14 protein-coding genes are annotated in these 18,175 nt (G+C 59.7%); 9 read left to right on the forward strand and 5 right to left on the reverse strand.

Annotated elements, in window-relative coordinates; genetic code table 11:
* Positions 1 to 68 precede the first annotated feature (68 nt).
* The 9 genes from AOA59_RS09550 (at position 69) to AOA59_RS09590 (ending at position 12,838) form a co-directional block, all read left to right on the forward strand.
* Positions 69 to 1,472, forward strand: a complete 1,404-nt coding sequence (locus AOA59_RS09550) for a polynucleotide adenylyltransferase PcnB (RefSeq protein WP_056859766.1) — start codon at positions 69 to 71, stop codon at positions 1,470 to 1,472.
* 2 nt (positions 1,473 to 1,474) lie between these two features.
* Positions 1,475 to 1,960, forward strand: a complete 486-nt coding sequence (folK, locus tag AOA59_RS09555; RefSeq protein ID WP_099487038.1) for a 2-amino-4-hydroxy-6-hydroxymethyldihydropteridine diphosphokinase — start codon at positions 1,475 to 1,477, stop codon at positions 1,958 to 1,960.
* 315 nt (positions 1,961 to 2,275) lie between these two features.
* The gene (gene panB / locus AOA59_RS09560) at positions 2,276 to 3,076 is read left to right on the forward strand and encodes a 3-methyl-2-oxobutanoate hydroxymethyltransferase (RefSeq protein ID WP_058419972.1); all 801 of its coding nucleotides are present in this window, start codon (positions 2,276 to 2,278) and stop codon (positions 3,074 to 3,076) included.
* Positions 3,073 to 3,924, forward strand: coding sequence for a pantoate--beta-alanine ligase (gene panC, locus AOA59_RS09565; RefSeq protein WP_058419971.1), 852 nt, complete (start codon positions 3,073 to 3,075; stop codon positions 3,922 to 3,924). Before panB ends, panC begins: the two co-directional genes overlap by 4 nt.
* Before the next feature lie 224 nt (positions 3,925 to 4,148).
* A complete protein-coding gene (pgi, locus tag AOA59_RS09570; RefSeq protein WP_099487040.1) occupies positions 4,149 to 5,813 on the forward strand; it encodes a glucose-6-phosphate isomerase in 1,665 nt (554 codons plus the stop codon).
* A 105-nt stretch (positions 5,814 to 5,918) separates the two neighbouring features.
* Positions 5,919 to 7,856 (forward strand): acetate--CoA ligase, encoded by a 1,938-nt coding sequence (gene acs / locus AOA59_RS09575; protein WP_099487041.1) that lies wholly within the window; start codon positions 5,919 to 5,921, stop codon positions 7,854 to 7,856.
* Positions 7,857 to 7,874: 18 nt separating this feature from the next.
* Entirely contained in the window at positions 7,875 to 8,744 is an 870-nt protein-coding gene (locus AOA59_RS09580) for an oxygenase MpaB family protein (RefSeq protein ID WP_099487043.1), read from the forward strand.
* 56 nt (positions 8,745 to 8,800) lie between these two features.
* On the forward strand, positions 8,801 to 9,817 hold the full coding sequence (locus AOA59_RS09585) for a class I SAM-dependent rRNA methyltransferase (RefSeq protein WP_099487045.1): 1,017 nt from the start codon (positions 8,801 to 8,803) through the stop codon (positions 9,815 to 9,817).
* Between the two features lie 87 nt (positions 9,818 to 9,904).
* Positions 9,905 to 12,838, forward strand: a complete 2,934-nt coding sequence (locus AOA59_RS09590) for a DUF748 domain-containing protein (protein ID WP_099487047.1) — start codon at positions 9,905 to 9,907, stop codon at positions 12,836 to 12,838.
* A 294-nt stretch (positions 12,839 to 13,132) separates the two neighbouring features.
* Here the strand turns inward: AOA59_RS09590 and AOA59_RS09600 are convergent, their stop codons facing one another.
* The 5 genes from AOA59_RS09600 to rbfA all read right to left on the reverse strand — a co-directional run bounded on the left by AOA59_RS09600 (position 13,133) and on the right by rbfA (position 18,052).
* Entirely contained in the window at positions 13,133 to 13,753 is a 621-nt protein-coding gene (locus tag AOA59_RS09600; protein WP_065911183.1) for a BON domain-containing protein, read from the reverse strand.
* A 296-nt stretch (positions 13,754 to 14,049) separates the two neighbouring features.
* Positions 14,050 to 16,155, reverse strand: a complete 2,106-nt coding sequence (gene pnp / locus AOA59_RS09605) for a polyribonucleotide nucleotidyltransferase (protein ID WP_017139247.1) — start codon at positions 16,153 to 16,155, stop codon at positions 14,050 to 14,052.
* Between the two features lie 195 nt (positions 16,156 to 16,350).
* Complete coding sequence (gene rpsO / locus AOA59_RS09610) at positions 16,351 to 16,620, reverse strand: 30S ribosomal protein S15 (protein ID WP_003176135.1); 270 nt, start codon at positions 16,618 to 16,620, stop codon at positions 16,351 to 16,353.
* Positions 16,621 to 16,735: 115 nt separating this feature from the next.
* Positions 16,736 to 17,653 carry a tRNA pseudouridine(55) synthase TruB gene (gene truB / locus AOA59_RS09615; RefSeq protein WP_065911182.1) on the reverse strand — a complete coding sequence of 306 codons (918 nt, stop codon included), beginning with the start codon at positions 17,651 to 17,653 and terminating at the stop codon, positions 16,736 to 16,738.
* Between the two features lie 3 nt (positions 17,654 to 17,656).
* Positions 17,657 to 18,052: a 30S ribosome-binding factor RbfA gene (rbfA, locus tag AOA59_RS09620; RefSeq protein ID WP_003176137.1), complete on the reverse strand. Its 396-nt coding sequence runs from the start codon at positions 18,050 to 18,052 to the stop codon at positions 17,657 to 17,659.
* Positions 18,053 to 18,175: the final 123 nt, after the last annotated feature.

Raw genomic sequence — 18,175 nt, forward strand, 5'->3', positions numbered from 1 at the left:
CTAGAATCCCCGCCCATCATGCGGTCATTCTTCGTTATGGCCGAACATTCCTTCAAACAGTGCATCCCATGCTGAAGAAGTTGTTCCAGTCATTCCGTTCCCCCTTGCGTCGTACGCAACACATTCGCAGCACGCCTGAAGTGCTTAACAGCAATCAGCATTCATTGCAGCGCGCTCAATTCAGCCGTTATGCGGTGAACATCGTCGAACGTTTGCAGAACGCCGGCTACCAGGCTTATCTGGTGGGCGGCTGCGTACGTGACATGCTGCTCAATATCACGCCCAAGGATTTCGACGTCGCCACCAGCGCCACGCCGGAGCAGGTGCGTGCCGAGTTTCGCAATGCGCGAATCATCGGTCGCCGCTTCAAGTTGGTGCACATCCACTTTGGTCGCGAAATCATCGAGGTCGCGACGTTCCGCGCAGGTCATCCGCAAAACGATGATGAGGAAGACACCAATCAATCCTCCCGCAACGAGAGCGGCCGTATCCTGCGTGACAACGTGTACGGCACCCTGGAAGAAGACGCGCAGCGCCGCGACTTCACCATCAACGCCCTGTATTACGACCCGGTCAGCGAGCGCATCCTCGATTACGCCAATGGCGTACACGACATTCGCAACAACCTGATCCGTCTGATCGGCGACCCGACGCAGCGTTACCAGGAAGACCCGGTACGCATGCTGCGCGCCGTGCGCTTTGCCGCGAAGCTGAACTTCGGCATCGAGAAACACACCGCTGCGCCGATTCGCGAGCTGGCGCCGATGCTGCGGGAAATCCCTTCGGCCCGTCTGTTCGAAGAAGTGCTGAAGTTGTTCCTCTCGGGTTATGCCGCCGACACGTTCGAAATGCTGGTCGACCTGCAGCTGTTCGACCCGCTGTTCCCGGCCAGCGCCGAGGCACTGGAATACAACCCGACGTACACCCACACGCTGATCAGCGAAGCGTTGGTCAACACCGACCTGCGCATCAAGCAGAACAAACCGGTAACGCCGGCGTTCCTGTTTGCCGCCCTGCTGTGGCCCGCCTTGCCCAAGCGCGTATTGCGCCTGCAGGACCGTGGCATGCCGCCGATTCCGGCCATGCAGGAAGCCGCCCACGAGCTGATCGCCGAGCAGTGCCAGCGCATCGCCATTCCCAAACGCTTCACCATGCCGATCCGCGAGATCTGGGACATGCAGGAGCGCCTGCCGCGCCGCAGTGGCAAACGCGCCGACCTGTTGCTGGACAACCCGCGCTTCCGTGCCGGCTACGACTTCCTGCTGTTGCGCGAAAGCGCCGGCGAGCAGACCGACGGCCTGGGCGAATGGTGGACCGATTACCAGGACGCCAATGACAGCCAACGCCGCGACATGATTCGCGACCTCGGCAGCAAAGGCGATGGTGAAGGCGCCGGCCCGAAAAAACGTCGACGCAGCGGCACCAAGCGCAAACGCAGCGCGGCCGATGCCTCGGGCGCTGCGGGCGAATAAACGTGGAACGTATCTACATTGGCATGGGCAGCAATCTCGCTGCCCCGGACCAGCAATTGCGCAGCGCTGTCGAAGCGCTGGCGCAATTGCCAGACACCAACCTCGTTGGCGTGTCGGCGTTCTATCAAAGTGACTCCCTGCTCCCCGGCCAACCGCGCTACACCAATGCGGTCGCTGCGCTGAACAGCGATCTTGCGCCACTGGATCTGCTCGATGCATTGCAAGCCATCGAGAACGACCAGGGCCGCGAGCGCCTGGAACGCTGGGGCCCACGCACCCTGGACCTGGATATCCTGCTGTTTGGCCAGCGCCTGATCGACGAGCCGCGCCTCAAGGTGCCGCACTATCAGATGCATCTACGCGCGTTCGTGCTGTACCCGCTGGCAGAACTGGCACCCGCCGACCTGCAACTGCCCAACGGCCAAACACTCAGCGAGCTGCTGGCCGCCTGCCCGTTTATCGGCCTGGAGCGCCTGCCCCAAGACTGACTCGGTCAATGTGGGAGCTGGCTTGCCTGCGATGCGAGCAACTCGGTACACCCGCCATTGCGCGGTGATGCCATCGCAGGCAAGCCAGCTCCCACCCGTAACAGCGGTAACACCCCACTCGTAACAATGCGGTAACACATCCAATTGACTTCCCGTGTCCTCATCACGACTATAGGCGTCCCGCTGCCGCCAACCCGGCGCTGAAGGGCGCAATCCAGGCCTTTTAAGCACTGCTCTCAAGACAGTGCGCCTGTATAAACGAAGACTCACGCGCGTTACTCGCTGTTTCCAAGCGCCTGAACGAGGACCCTTTCCATGCCAGACATTACCCTGACCACGTTGCAGAGCCTCAAGCTCAAAGGTGAAAAAATCACCATGCTGACCTGCTATGACGCCACCTTCGCCCACGCCAGCTGCGAAGCCGGGGTTGAAGTGCTGTTGATTGGCGATTCACTGGGCATGGTTCTTCAAGGGAATGACAGCACCCTGCCGGTCACCACTGACGAACTCGCGTACCACACGGCCAGCGTCAAACGCGGTAACAACGGCGCCTTCATCATCGCTGACCTGCCGTTCATGGGTTACGCCACCCTTGAACAAACCTTCCAGAACGCCGGCAAGCTGATGCAAGCCGGTGCCCACATGATCAAAGTCGAAGGCGCGGTGTGGCTGGCGGAGTCGATCCGGCTGCTGGCTGAGCGTGGCGTTCCGGTGTGCGTGCACATGGGCCTGACGCCGCAGTCGGTGAACCTCTTCGGCGGCTACAAGGTGCAAGGCCGCAATGAAGCCCAGGCGCGGCAGATGCGTGCGGATGCCATTGCCCTGGAGCAAGCCGGCGCCGCGATGATCCTGCTCGAATGCGTGCCCAGCGAACTGGCGGCAGAAATCACCCAGGCCGTCAAAGTGCCGGTGATCGGCATTGGCGCAGGCTCGGCCACCGACGGCCAAGTGCTGGTGGTACATGACATGCTCGGCCTGTCGCTGACCGGCCGAGCGCCCAAATTCGTGAAAAACTTCATGGCCGGCCAAGACAGCATCCAGGCAGCTCTGGCGGCTTACGTGCGTGAAGTCAAAGCCGTGACCTTCCCAGCCGACGAACACGGGTTCTCTGCATGAACACCGTTAAAACCGTAAGAGAACTGCGCGCCGCCGTCGCCCACGCGCGCAGTGCCGGCAAGCGCATTGGCTTTGTGCCCACCATGGGCAACCTGCACAGCGGCCACGCCACCCTGGTGACCAAGGCCGCACAACAATCGGACTTTGTGGTGGCGAGCATTTTCGTCAACCCGCTGCAGTTCGGCGCCGGCGAAGACCTGGACAAGTACCCGCGCACGCTGGCAGCTGACCAGGAAAAGCTGCTGCAAGCCGGTTGCAACCTGTTGTTCGCGCCCAGCGTCGACGAAATGTACCCCGGCGGCATGACCGGCCAGACCCGCGTCAGTGTCCCGCAACTGTCCGAAGGCCTGTGCGGCGCCAGCCGGCCTGGGCACTTCGAAGGTGTAGCGACGGTGGTGAGCAAGCTGTTCAACATGGTCCAGCCGGACATGGCCGTGTTTGGCCAGAAGGACTACCAGCAACTGGCGGTCATCCGCGCCATGGTGCATGACCTGAACATGCCCATTCAGATCATCGGCGAGCCTACCGTGCGCGCCGCCGACGGCCTGGCGCTGTCCTCGCGCAACGGTTACCTCAACGAAGAACAGCGCGCGATTGCGCCGGTGCTCTACCGCAGCCTCAGCCAGATTGCGGCGGCTATAAAAGGCGGTGAGCAGGATTTCGCCAAGCTGCGTGCCGAGCAGATCGCACAGATCGAGGCCGCCGGGTTGCGCATGGATTACCTGGAGGTGCGCCAGGGCGTGCACCTGCGTGCGGCCACGCCTGAGGATCGGGATATTGTCATCCTCGTGGCTGCCTATCTGGGTGCGACACGCCTGATCGACAACCTGCATTTGACCCTCAACTGACCCCGCCAGGCACTTCGCCTGTTGCCCTGATCGCTGTGCCGGTATAAAAAAGTACCGGCAACAGCGCAGACAAAGCCAAGACATATCGACACGCTAGGTTTAATGTAATCGCCCTGCGCCATTGTTGGCGCTGACCGGACTCAAACGCCTGATGAAAGACTCAACGTTCCGGATTTAGAAGTGTCCTAAAGGCAAGTCCCCGTAATAAAAGGAAACCCGCAGCGATGGCGTACTACCGCACTCCTCATGACGTTACCGCTCTGCCCGCTTGGCAAGCGCTCAATCAACACCGCCAAGCCATGCAGGATTTCAGCATGCGCGACGCGTTCAATGCCGATCCCCAGCGCTTTTCCCAGTTCACCTTGAGCAGCTGCGGGCTTTTCCTCGATTACTCGAAAAACCTGATCACCAGCGAAACCCGTGACCTGCTGGTGGGCCTGGCCAAAGAAGTCAACCTTAAAGCCGCGATTGACGCGCTGTACGCAGGCGAGCCGGTCAACTCTTCCGAAGGTCGCCCCGCCCTGCACACCGCGCTGCGCCGCCCAGTGGGCGACAAGCTGTCGGTCAACGGCGTAAACATCATGCCGGACGTGCACAAGGTGCTGAACCAGATCACTGACCTGGTCGGCCGCATCCACGACGGCCTGTGGCGGGGTTACACCGAGAAGCCGATCACTGACGTAGTGAATATCGGCATCGGTGGTTCGTTCCTCGGCCCGGAGCTGGTCTCCGAGGCATTGCTGTCCTACGCCCACAAAGGCGTGCGCTGCCACTACCTGGCAAACATCGATGGCAGCGAGTTCCACGAACTGACCCAGAAGCTGCGCGCCGAGACCACGCTGTTTATCGTTTCGTCCAAATCCTTCAACACCCTCGAAACCCTGAAAAACGCCCAGGCCGCCCGCGCCTGGTACCTGGCCCAGGGTGGCTCGGAAGCCGAACTGTACCGTCACTTTATCGCCGTATCGAGCAACAACGCGGCGGCCGTGGCGTTCGGTATCCGTGAAGAAAACATCTTCCCGATGTGGGACTGGGTCGGCGGCCGTTACTCGCTGTGGTCGGCCATTGGCTTGCCAATCGCTCTGGCCATCGGCATGTCCAACTTCAAAGAGCTGTTGTCCGGTGCCTACACCATGGACCAGCACTTCCAGAACGCGTCGTTCGAGCAAAACATGCCGGTGCTCCTGGGCCTGCTGGGCGTGTGGTACGGCAACTTCTGGGGTGCGCAGAGCCATGCGATCCTGCCGTATGACCACTACCTGCGTAACATCACCAAACACTTGCAACAGCTGGACATGGAGTCCAACGGCAAAAGCGTGCGCCAGGACGGCACGCCGGTGTCGACCGATACGGGCCCGGTGATCTGGGGCGGCGTCGGTTGCAACGGTCAGCATGCTTACCACCAGTTGCTGCACCAGGGGACACAACTGATCCCGGCCGACTTCATTGTGCCGATCGTCAGCTTCAACCCGGTGTCCGACCATCACCAGTGGCTGTACGCCAACTGCCTGTCCCAGAGCCAGGCACTGATGCTCGGCAAGACCCGCAGCGAAGCCGAAGCCGAACTGCGCGAAAAAGGCTTGCCGGAAGCCGAAGTGCAGAAGCTGGCGCCCCACAAGGTGATCCCGGGCAACCGTCCGAGCAACACCATCGTGGTCGAGCGCATCAGCCCACGTCGCTTGGGCGCACTGGTCGCCATGTATGAACACAAAGTGTTTGTACAAAGTGTGGTCTGGGGCATCAACGCCTTCGACCAATGGGGCGTGGAGCTGGGCAAGGAGCTGGGCAAAGGCGTCTACAACCGCCTGACCGGCGCCGAAGAAACCCTGGCTGACGATGCGTCGACCCAGGGCCTGATCAACTACTTCCGCGGTCGTCACCGCGGCTGAGGCCGGTACACCAAGGCCAACGTCCGTTTGGACGTTGGCCTTGAACCCTCTCCCCACAGCGTGCATCTTTATGCCTTGTCGCTAAAACAAGAATAAGGACCGCTCATGTTCGATATCCGCACATTCCCCGGCGCCGATGCCGTCCGCCAGGCCGCGCAGCTCACTCAAGACGAGTACCAGCGCCTCTATCGCCAATCCATTGAGCAACCCGATACGTTCTGGGCCGAACAGGCCAAGGGCTTTCTCGACTGGATCAAACCCTGGCACACCGTGCAACACTCGGACATCACCACCGGCGCCGCCCAGTGGTTTGCCGGCGGCCAACTGAACGTCAGCTACAACTGCATCGACCGTCACCTGGCGCAACGCGCCGACCAGCCGGCCTTTATCTGGGAAGGCGATGATCCTGCAAAGTCCTCCAAAATTTCCTACCGCCAACTTCATCAAAACGTCAGCCGCCTGGCCAATGTGCTGAAAAGCCGTGGGGTGAAAAAAGGCGACCGGGTGTGCATCTACATGCCGATGATCCCGGAAGCCGCCTACGCCATGTTGGCCTGCACACGGATTGGCGCGGTGCACTCGGTGGTGTTCGGCGGCTTCTCTCCGGATGCCCTGCGCGACCGTATCCTCGATGCCGACTGTCGCACCGTGATCACCGCCGATGAAGGCGTGCGCGGCGGCAAGCCGGTGGCGCTGAAAAAGAATGTCGACAAAGCCCTGGCCAGTTGCCCGAACGTCAGCACAGTGCTGGTGGTGGAGCGCACGGGTGCGGAACTTGACTGGGTAGAAGGCCGCGACCTCAAGTATCAAGCCGCGCTGGATGCCGCCAGTGCTGATTGCCCGCCCGAGCCGATGGACGCCGAGGACCCGCTGTTTATCCTCTACACCTCCGGCAGCACCGGCAAACCCAAGGGCGTGCTGCACACCACCGGCGGTTACCTGCTGCAAGCGGCGATGACCTTCAAGTACGTGCTCGACTACCGTGACGGCGAAGTGTTCTGGTGCACCGCCGACGTGGGCTGGGTCACCGGCCACAGCTATATCGTGTACGGCCCGCTGGCCAATGGTGCCACTTCGCTGATGTTCGAAGGTGTGCCGAGCTACCCGGACAGCTCGCGTTTCTGGCAGGTCATCGATAAACACCAGGTGAATATCTTCTACACCGCGCCCACCGCACTGCGTGCGCTGATGCGTGAGGGCCACGGGCCACTGCAGAACACCTCGCGCGCCAGCCTGCGCCTGCTGGGCAGCGTCGGTGAGCCGATCAACCCCGAGGCCTGGGATTGGTACTTCAACGCCGTGGGCGAGCAACGCTGCCCGATTGTCGATACCTGGTGGCAGACCGAAACCGGCGGCATCATGCTCAGCCCGCTGGTCAGCGCGCAACGAATCAAACCCGGTTGCGCGACCCAACCGATGTTTGGCGTACAGCCCGTGCTGCTGGATGAACACGGCAAGGAGCTCAGCGGCGCCGGCAGTGGCGTGCTCGCTATCAAGGCCAGCTGGCCGGGGCAAATCCGCAGCGTCTACGGCGACCCGCAGCGCATGCTCGACACCTATTTCAAACCCTACCCCGGCTACTACTTCACCGGCGACGGTGCGCGCCGCGATGAGGATGGCGACTACTGGATCACCGGCCGCATTGACGACGTGATCAACGTGTCCGGTCACCGCATCGGCACCGCCGAAGTGGAAAGCGCGCTGGTGCTGCATGACCAAGTGGCCGAAGCCGCTGTGGTCGGTTACCCCCACGACGTCAAAGGCCAGGGCATCTATGCGTTTGTCACCCCCATGAACGGCGTCGAGCCCAGCGATGAGCTGAAAAAACACTTGCTGGCGCTGGTCAGCAAGGAAATCGGCAGCTTTGCCAAGCCGGAACTGATCCAATGGGCGCCCGCCTTGCCGAAAACCCGCTCGGGCAAGATCATGCGGCGTATTTTGCGCAAGATCGCCTGCAACGAACTCGACAGCCTCGGCGACACCTCGACCCTGGCCGACCCGAGCGTGGTGGACGGCCTGATCGATAAACGCCTGAACCGATAGGAGCCACCCAGAGTCGCCATGGAATTTATCCGTAGCCGTATCGAAACCCAGTTGATGAGCCTCACCGGCTTGTCACTGGGTCAGCTGGACCTGGAAAACCCCAAGGGCGACCCTGGCCTGTTCGGGCCGGACTCTATCAGTTGGCAGGTGCATGGCGACTTCAGCAGCATGCTGATCGGCGGCATCAGCGCGTTGATGCTGCAAGCCTTGCACCCGCTGGCCCTGGCTGGCGTGTGGGACCACTCCAACTTTCGCCAGGACATGCTCGGGCGCCTGCGCCGCACTTCGCAGTTTATTTCCGGCACCACATTCGGCTCGCGCCAGGACGCCGAATGGTTGATTGAGAAGGTGCGCACCATCCACCTGCAAGTGGTCGGGCATGCGCCGGATGGTCGAGCCTATGCGGCCAGCGACCCGGAGCTGCTGACGTGGGTACACGTGGCGGAGGTCAGCAATTTCCTGGCGGCGCACCTGCGTTATCGCAACCCGCACCTGTCGGGGCGCGACCAGGACCGCTACTACAATGAAATTGCCTTGGTGGCCGAGCGACTGGGCGCCCGCCACGTTCCGCGCTCGCGGCAGGAAATTTCCGAATATATGGCGCGTATTCGTCCGCAACTGCTGTGTGACGATCGCAGCCGCGAAGTGCTGCGCCTGCTGGTCAATGCACCCGCGCCCAGCACCTTGGCCAAACCCTTTGGCAGCTTGATGATGCAGGCCGGCATCGACCTGCTGCCGGGCTGGGCCAGCGCTATGCTCGGGCAACACCAAAGCTCGATGCAACGCTTGGTGATCCGCGCGGGTGTGAAGCGCAGCGCGCCCTTGCTGCGCTGGGCGATGCGCAATGGTTCGGTGCAACGCGCCCAGCGGCGGATGGGGTTGATGTAGCGCGGAGCCTATAACTGTTAAACTTCGCGCCCTCTTTTACCCGCAAGGCGCGCTCCATGACTCCCTTGAATCAGGCGCTGCGCGCCGCTCTCAACCATCGCCAAGACCTGATCAACGAGCTGCACGCCCAAAACACCGACTGCTACCGGCTGTTTCATGGCAGCCAGGAAGGCGCTGGCGGCTTGACCATCGACCGTTACGGCCCGCAATTGTTGGTGCAAAGCTTCCACCAATCGCTGCAAACCGAGGAGCTGCTGGACCTGCATCAACAGGTCAATCAGTTCATGGGCCTGGAATTGCAGCTGGTGTACAACGACCGCTCCCGTGGCAACTCGCGCATCGACCGTGAGGACACGGTGTACCGCGCCGAGCCCGCGGCGTTGGCAGATCAGGTCGGCCACGAGTGGGGCCTCAACTACCGTGTACGCGGGCGCCATGCCGGGCAAGACCCGCTGCTGTTCCTGGACCTGCGCAACACCCGTGGCTGGGTCAAGGACCACAGTGCCGGCAAAAGCGTGCTGAACCTGTTCGCCTACACCTGTGGCGTAGGCTTGAGCGCCGCAGCCGGGGGCGCAAGCGAGGTGTGCAACCTGGACTTCGCCGAAGGCAACCTGGCGGTCGGGCGCGAAAACGGCCTGCTCAACCCGCACTTGCCGACCATGGCGTTCGTGCAGTCCGACTACTTCCCGGCGATTCGCCAACTGGCCGGTTTGCCGATCACCCAGCGCCGCGGGCAGAAGCTGCCAAGTTATCCACGCCTTGAGCAGCGTCAGTTCGACCTGGTGCTGCTCGACCCACCTGCGTGGGCCAAGAGTGCTTTCGGCACTGTCGACCTGTTGCGCGACTACCAGAGCCTGCTCAAACCCGCACTGCTGACCACCGCCGACAATGGCGTGCTGATCTGCTGCAACAACCTGGCAAAAGTCAGCATGGATGACTGGCGCGAACAGGTGCTGCGGTGCGCCGAAAAAGTCGGCCGACCGGTACGCGAGTGGCAAATCATGACGCCGGGGGCTGACTTCCCTTCGCAAGATCAGCAGCCACCGTTGAAGACCCTGATCCTGCAGTTGTAGTACTTTTCCCAAGGAGCCCGGTACTTCGGAACCGAAAACCCGTGCCATACTCCAAGGCACTCTCGTTCTACATAGATGGCGTCACTCATGCCCAAAGGATTGATCCGCGCCGCTGGCGCCTTGTTGACCGCCCTGGCTCTGTACAGCTTGCTGGGTTTTCTGATTCTGCCGGGCATTGCCCTACGCATTGCCAACCAACAACTGGCCAATTACGCCACGGTGCCGGCCCGCATCGAGCGTATCGAGCTCAACCCGTTCAGCCTGGAACTGACGCTGTGGGGCCTCAAACTCGGCGAGCCGGGCAAGGAGCAAGTCGGTTTCGAGCGCCTGTACGCCAACTTGCAGATCGACAGCCTGTGGACGCGCGCTCTGCACCTGGCAGATGTGCAGCTGGACCAGCCGAAGACTGAAGTGCTGTTCGACAAATCCGGTCAGTTGAACCTGGCGCAGTTGTTCAAACTGCCTCCAAGTGAGCCGACCCCGGCCGACCCGAATGCCAAGCCGTTCCCGCTGCGCATCGACAGCATCAAGCTGGCCGGCGGCTATGTGTACTTTCGCGACCTGCGCCCCAGCGAGCCGATCGAATTCCTTTACGACAAACTCGACTTCGAGCTGAAAAACCTCAGCACCTTGCCCGAAGACAACGCCGACATGACCCTGGTGGCCGCCGGCCCTGAGGGCGGGCAGATTGACTGGAAAGGCAATTTCAGCCTGGTGCCGATCACTTCACAAGGCACCTTGAAAGTCACCGATGGCAAGATGAAAGCCTGGTGGCCGTATGTACGGGACGCCCTGCCGCTGGTGCTTGAAGACGGCGTGCTGAACTTCAGTACCGACTATAAATTCAGCCTGGCCAAAGAAACCGAACTGAACCTGACCAACACCGCCGCCAGCATCGCGCCGTTTGCGATCAAGGCGCCGGATGGCCGGCCACTGGTGCGCCTGGAGCGCCTGGACGTCAGCGACACCACGGTGGACCTGGCCAAGCAGCAAGTGGTGGTCGGCAAGATCCGCAGCAACAAGCTGGAAACCTGGGCCGCCCGCGAAGCCGATGGGCAACTGGACTGGCAGAAACTGTTTGCCAGCCAACCGAGCAAACCGGCCAAGGAACTCAAGCCTGCCAGCGCACCTGCAACCGCCGATACGCCAAACGCCCCACCTGCCGCACCCAGCAAACCCTGGCAAGTGCTGCTCAAGGACGTGCAACTGCGCAACTATCAAGTTCACCTCGCAGACCGTGCTGCCAAACCGGAAGTTGCATTGGAGCTAGGCCCGCTGAATGTCGATATGCAGAACTTCGACAGTCTCAACCGCAGCCCCTTTAGCCTGAAGGTCGACTCCGGCCTGGGCAAGCAAGGCAAGATCAGCGCAACCGGTGAGGTCAACCTCAACCCGGTCAGCGCCAGGTTGAAAGTGAGCACCCAGGACATCGACCTGCGGGTCGCGCAATCCTATATCAGCCCGTTTATCCGCCTGGAACTGCGCAGCGGTATGTTGGGCAGCAACCTCGATGTGAACCTTAAAAGCACCGAGCCCTTGGCGCTGCAGGTCACCGGCCGCGCCCAGGTCGACCAGTTGCACACCCTGGACACCCTCAAGACCCGCGACTTCCTCAAGTGGCAGCGTCTGGTACTCGAAGGCGTGAACTACCAGCACGGCGACAGCCTGTCGATCGACAAGGTCAACCTGCTGCAGCCCTATGCGCGCTTTATGATCAACGACGACCGCACCACCAACATCGATGACTTGCTGATCCCGCAACCGGCCGACAATGGCACCAAGTCGGCAGCCAAGCCGGCGGCGAGCAAAGACAAACCGTTGGGTATTCATATCGGGCAAATTGCGATCAACGATGGTTCGGCCAACTTCGCCGACTTCAGCCTCACGCCCAACTTCGCCACGGCTATCCAGCAACTCAACGGGCAGATTGGCACTATCGACAGTCGCCAGGCCAAACCGGCCAGCGTCGACATTAAGGGCAAGGTGGATCGCTACGCGCCGGTGACGATCAAGGGCAGCGTCAACCCGTTTGACCCGATGGCGGCGCTGGATATCGCCACCAGCTTCAAGCGCGTCGAACTGACCACGTTGACCCCGTATTCCGGCAAGTTCGCGGGTTTCCGCATTCGCAAGGGCCGGCTAAACCTCGATTTGCACTACGTGATCACCAAAGGCCAGTTGAAGGCTGAAAACAAAGTGGTGGTTGAGCAATTGCAGTTGGGTGAGAAGGTCGACAGTGCCGATGCCGTCGATTTGCCGATTCGCCTGGCCATTGCGCTGCTCAAGGATACTGACGGCAAGATCTCCATCGAACTGCCAGTAACCGGCGACTTGAATAACCCGCAGTTCAGCGTCATGCCGATTGTGTGGCAGACCCTGCGCAACCTGGTGGTGCGCGCAGCCACGGCGCCGTTCAAGTTTATCGGCGGGCTGGTCAGCGGTGGCGGCTCGGAAGACCTGGGTAACGTGTCGTTTGCCGCAGGCTCCAGCGAGCTGAACAAAGATGCTGAGGGTGCCCTGAACACCTTGGCCAAGGCACTCAAAGAGCGCCCTACCCTGCGCCTTGAAATCGAAGGCACGGCAGCGGCCAGCAGCGATGGCCCGTTCATCGCCGCAGATCGCCTGGAGCGTGAATACCAATACAACTACTACAAAATCCTCCAGCGTCGCGGCGACAAGGTGCCGGCTCAGGCGTCATTGCTGGTGGTGCCGGAGAAGGAAAAAGCGCCATTGCTCGAAGGCATTTACCGCACCCGTCTCAAGCAACAACCACCGGCCGAATGGAAAGACCTGAGCAGTGATGATCGCACTGCGAAGCTGCGTGATGGCTTGATCAAGTTCTGGGGGGCCAGTGATGTGTTGCTGCGCCAACTGGGGCAGGACCGTGCCAGCACTATCAAGGACTACCTGGTGGACAAAGGCCAGCTGGAAGATGACCGGGTGTACTTCATTGATGCCAGCCTGGGGCAGGCGGAGAAGGATGGCAGAGTGGTAACGCCGATGCATTTGGATGCCGAGTAACATTCAGCTAAAACAGATCTAACTGTGGGAGCGGGCTTGCTCGCGAATGCGGTATATCAGGCACATTTCCAGTGACTGACACACCGCATTCGCGAGCAAGCCCGCTCCCACAGTTTTATCTCCACCGGCCATGCAAATGTATTCCAGGCCTGAATAGAACAGGCCCCGACACAAGTGCCGGGGCCTGTAATGACCACATCCGTGTGGTCTGTCGCATGAACTTTAGAGGTGCATCGGGTGGATATCTAACTCACCCTAAGCCGCCGCCGTCTAGCTCAGACGATTCTTTTAGCGTTACTGAGCTTTCAGGCCATCGGCCGATACAGCTTTAACGCCTTTGATTTTCTTGGTGATCGCAACTGCGGTGTCTTTCTGAGCCTGGGTCACGGCAGCAGTCGACGACAGCGACACTACACCTTTGTTGGTTTCGACTTTGATGTCGGTACCAGGAATGCCTTTTTCGGTAACCAGGTCAGCTTTTACTTTGGTAGTGATCCAAGTGTCCGAAGTGGACTCTTTGGCATCTGCTGCTGCGCCTTTGGTTTTGTCGATGTTATCTGCCTTAGTGGCACCGCCAGCCATCAGGCCGTCAGCGGAAACAGCGGTAACACCTTTGATTTTCTTGGTGATCGCTACAGCCGTGGCTTTCTGGGAGTCAGAGATAGCGACTGTGGAGGACAGGGAAACCACGCCTTTGTTGGTTTCAACCTTGATGTCCGAACCAGGAATGCCTTTCTCGGTCAGCAGGTCGGATTTAACTTTGGTAGTGATCCAAGTATCCGAAACGCTTTCCTTAGCCTTGGTGGCTTCACCAGCCGCCAACGTCATAGGGGCTTGGGAAGTCTGAGCAAAGGCTACGTTAGCACCCATGGCCAGAGTCAGAGCGGTAGCGGTAGCGAGAGCGAACTTCTTCATACGAGTAACTCCTGTTTTATGAAAAGTCTGCAGCGTGTAAACCTTGATGCTGCAGCGTTAACAGGGTTATTGCAGGCAGTGTGCCAAGTCACAGAATCATATTAATCCCTTTATAAACAACAACTTATAAAAACAGCTAATTTTCGAAATCGTGCATCTTGCATGAAGTCGACCGTACCTGCATGCAAGTTGCGGCTTTTGGAATTTACTAAGCGACTGATTTCCCGGTACTTTCCTGTGGGCATAAAAAAAGGACTCCGAAGAGTCCTCTTTTTCAGCGTAAAGCCAGCGGGTAATTAAACGCCCGAAGCCTTGGCTGCTGCTACGTCCTTGATGGACAGCTTGATACGGCCGCGGTTGTCCACGTCCAGTACCAGCACTTCCACTTCCTGGCCTTCTTTGAGAATGTCGGTCACTTTCTCAACACGAGCGTCGCTCAGCATGGAGATGTGTACCAGACCGTCTTTGCCCGGCAGGATGTTGACGAATGCGCCGAAGTCGACGATGCGCTCAACCTTACCCACGTAGATCTTGCCGATCTCGGCTTCAGCGGTGATGCCCAGAACGCGCTGACGTGCAGCTTCAGCCGCTTCCTTGGTTTCGCCGAAGATCTTGATCGAGCCGTCGTCTTCGATATCTATCGAAGCCTTGGTTTCTTCACAGATCGCACGGATAGTCGCGCCGCCTTTACCGATAACATCACGGATTTTGTCGGTGTCGATTTTCATCGCGATCATGGTCGGAGCATTTTCCGACAGTTCGGTGCGGGACTGACCAATGATCTGGTTCATCTGACCGAGGATGTTCAGGCGCGCTTCCAGGGCTTGGCCCAGGGCGATTTCCATGATTTCTTCGGTGATGCCTTTGATCTTGATGTCCATCTGCAGCGCGGTAACACCTTTGGCGGTACCGGCTACTTTGAAGTCCATGTCGCCCAGGTGGTCTTCGTCGCCCAGGATGTCGGTCAGGATGGCGAACTTCTCGCCTTCTTTAACCAGGCCCATGGCGATACCGGCAACCGGTGCCTTCATCGGTACACCAGCGTCCATCAGTGCCAGGGAAGCACCGCAAACGGAAGCCATGGAGCTGGAACCGTTGGACTCGGTGATTTCCGACACAACACGGATGGTGTACGGGAACACGTCAGCAGCAGGCAGCATCGCGGAGATCGAACGACGAGCCAGGCGGCCGTGACCGATTTCGCGACGACCAGCGCCACCCATGCGACCACACTCGCCCACCGAGAACGGAGGGAAGTTGTAGTGCAGCATGAACGGGTCTTTTTTCTCGCCTTCCAGGGTGTCCAGCAGCTGTGCATCACGGGCAGTACCCAGTGTTGCAACGACCAGAGCCTGGGTTTCGCCACGGGTGAACAGCGCCGAACCGTGAGTCTTCGGCAGAACGCCGACTTCGATGTTCAGTGGGCGCACGGTGCGAGTGTCGCGACCGTCGATACGTGGCTTGCCGTTAACGATGTTTTCGCGAACGGTGCGGTATTCGATTTCACCGAAGGCCGCTTTGACTTCGCTGGAAGAAGGCTGGCCTTCTTCACCGGACAGCTTGGCTACAACCTGATCCTTCAGCTCGCCCAGGCGCGCGTAACGGTCGGCCTTGACGGTGATGGTGTAGGCGTCGGAGATGGCAGCACCGAACTCGGAGCGGATAGCGCCCAGCAGTTCAGTCGCTTCAGCTTGTGGAGCCCAGGCCCATGTCGGCTTGGCAGCTTCGGCAGCCAGTTCTTTAACGGCCTTGATCACGGACTGGAACTCGTCGTGAGCAAACAGTACAGCGCCCAGCATCTGGTCTTCGGTCAGCTCTTTGGCTTCCGATTCAACCATCAATACGGCTTCAGAGGTACCGGCAACGACCATGTCCAGGCTCGACGCTTTCTGTTGCTCGTAAGTCGGGTTCAGCAGGTAGCCGGTGCTTTCGTGGAAAGCAACGCGCGCAGCGCCGATCGGGCCATCGAAAGGAATGCCGGAGATGGCCAGGGCAGCCGAGGTACCGATCATCGCAGCGATGTCCGGATCGGTCTTCTTGCTGGTGGAAACGACGGTGCAGACAACCTGCACTTCGTTCATGAAGCCTTCTGGGAACAGCGGACGGATCGGACGGTCGATCAGTCGGGAAGTCAGGGTTTCTTTCTCGGAAGGACGGCCTTCACGCTTGAAGAAACCGCCAGGGATCTTACCGGCAGCGTAAGTCTTTTCCTGGTAGTGAACGGAAAGAGGGAAGAAGCCTTTGCTCGGGTCAGCGGTCTTGGCGCCAACAACGGTCACCAATACGGTTACGTCGTCGTCAACGGTAACCAGCACTGCGCCGGAGGCTTGACGGGCGATACGGCCTGTCTCGAGGGTAACGGTCGACTGACCGAACTGGAATTTTTTGATAACCGGGTTCACGGTGTCCTACCTTCTTTGTGGCTCTTGGGGGAACTTGTCTTCTTGCGAAATTCTTGGGCAATGCCGGGAATCGGCCCGACGCTCGTCCAGGGTAAAACGTGTATCCAGATAAAACTTGAGGCTGGGAGCCTGCCATGGGCCAGCGGGAATCCCACTGACACACGGCAGACAACCAACCTCTAGCGCAATCGCTTATTAGCGACGCAGACCCAGGCGACCGATCAGAGCCTGATAACGACCCAGATCCTTGCCTTTCAGGTAGTCCAGCAGCTTACGGCGCTGGTTTACCATGCGGATCAGACCACGACGGGAGTGGTGATCTTTACCGTTGGCCTTGAAGTGACCTTGCAGCTTGTTGATGTTGTGGGTCAGCAGTGCAACTTGCACTTCTGGCGAACCAGTGTCACCAACAGCTTGCTGATAGTCAGCAACGATTTGTGCTTTTTCTTGAACGTCGAGAGCCATGAGGCAATCCTTTTTTCAGGAAACTACCCAAAGGGCAGTTTCAACAGGCCAGGGACAAATCCCTGTATCTAAAAATGAGTGTTGACCGTGCCTGTTAACAGCCACACTCGTCCGGTCATTCTGACCGAATCAGTCGACGCGGCGCTATACGCCCGTCTTCGCTCACTTCACCGATACCGATAAAGCGACCGTTATGATCCTGTACCCGCACCATACCGAACTTCGGAGCGTCCGGGGCACGTACCGGCTGGCCGTTTAGCCAGTAGAACGCGCTGTGCTCCGAGAAGTGCAGCAATGGCCAATCCAGCAAACCGCTGTCCGATGGCATCAGGAAGCGATCAACCGCTTCATTGCCGCCTTCGGCATGTACCGCTTCCAACTCTTCCAGCGTGACCGTCTGGGCCAGGGTGAAAGGTCCGGCTTGAGTACGTCGCAACTCTGCAACGTATGCACCACAGCCCAGTTGCTCACCGATATCTTCCACCAGGGTACGAATATAGGTGCCTTTGCTGCAGTCCACCGCCAGTCGTGCGGTGTCGCCTTCACTGGCGAGCAATTCAAGCCGCGCAATAGTAACAGAACGCGGTTCACGCTCCACTACTTCGCCCGCACGTGCCAGCTTGTAAAGAGGCTGGCCATCACGCTTGAGCGCCGAGTACATCGGCGGTATCTGACTGATTTGCCCACGAAAAGCGGGTAAAACGGCCTCGATATCAGCACGACCAACGGTCACGTCGCGAACCTGCAGAACATCACCTTCGGCATCGGCCGTGGTGGTGGTCTTGCCCAGTTGCATGAGGGTTTCGTAACCCTTGTCGGAATCGAGCAGGTATTGCGAGAACTTGGTGGCCTCGCCAAAGCACAACGGCAGTACGCCGGTGGCCAATGGGTCAAGGCTGCCGGTGTGCCCGGCCTTCTCGGCATTGAGCAGCCAGCGAACCTTCTGCAGCGCGGCATTGGAGGTAAAGCCAATGGGCTTGTCGAGCAGAATGATGCCGCTGACGTTGCGACGGATACGTTTGACCTGAGCCACCGCTTACTCCTTGGCGTCTTCAGGTGTGGACGGGTGCTGGCTGTCTTCAGCCACGGCGCGCTCGATCAATGCCGACAGGTGCGCACCACGCACGACGCTTTCGTCGTAGTGGAAGTGCAACTGGGGAACACTGCGCAGCTTCATTTCACGGGCCAACTGCATACGCAGGAAGCCGGCAGCCGAATTGAGCACCTTGATGCTTTGCGCGATTTCTTCGCTGTTGTCCTGCCCCATCACGGTGATGAAGATCTTGGCGTGACCCACGTCACGGCTCACTTCAACGGCGGTGATGGTGACCAGGCCAACGCGCGGGTCTTTGACTTCGCGACGGATCAGTTGGGCCAGCTCACGCTGCATCTGATCGCCGATACGTTGGGTACGGCTGTATTCTTTTGCCATGTCTTGTTACCTGTTACTGCCACACGGTGAAACCCGTGGGGTCTGAAAGCGGCAAACGCCCGGCCTGACAAAAGCCAGACCGGGCGTTGCGTTTAGAGTCCGTACGCTGCGCGGGGCATTTGC

Source organism: Pseudomonas sp. 2822-15 (genome assembly GCF_002742515.1).
Classification (GTDB): domain Bacteria; phylum Pseudomonadota; class Gammaproteobacteria; order Pseudomonadales; family Pseudomonadaceae; genus Aquipseudomonas; species Aquipseudomonas salomonii.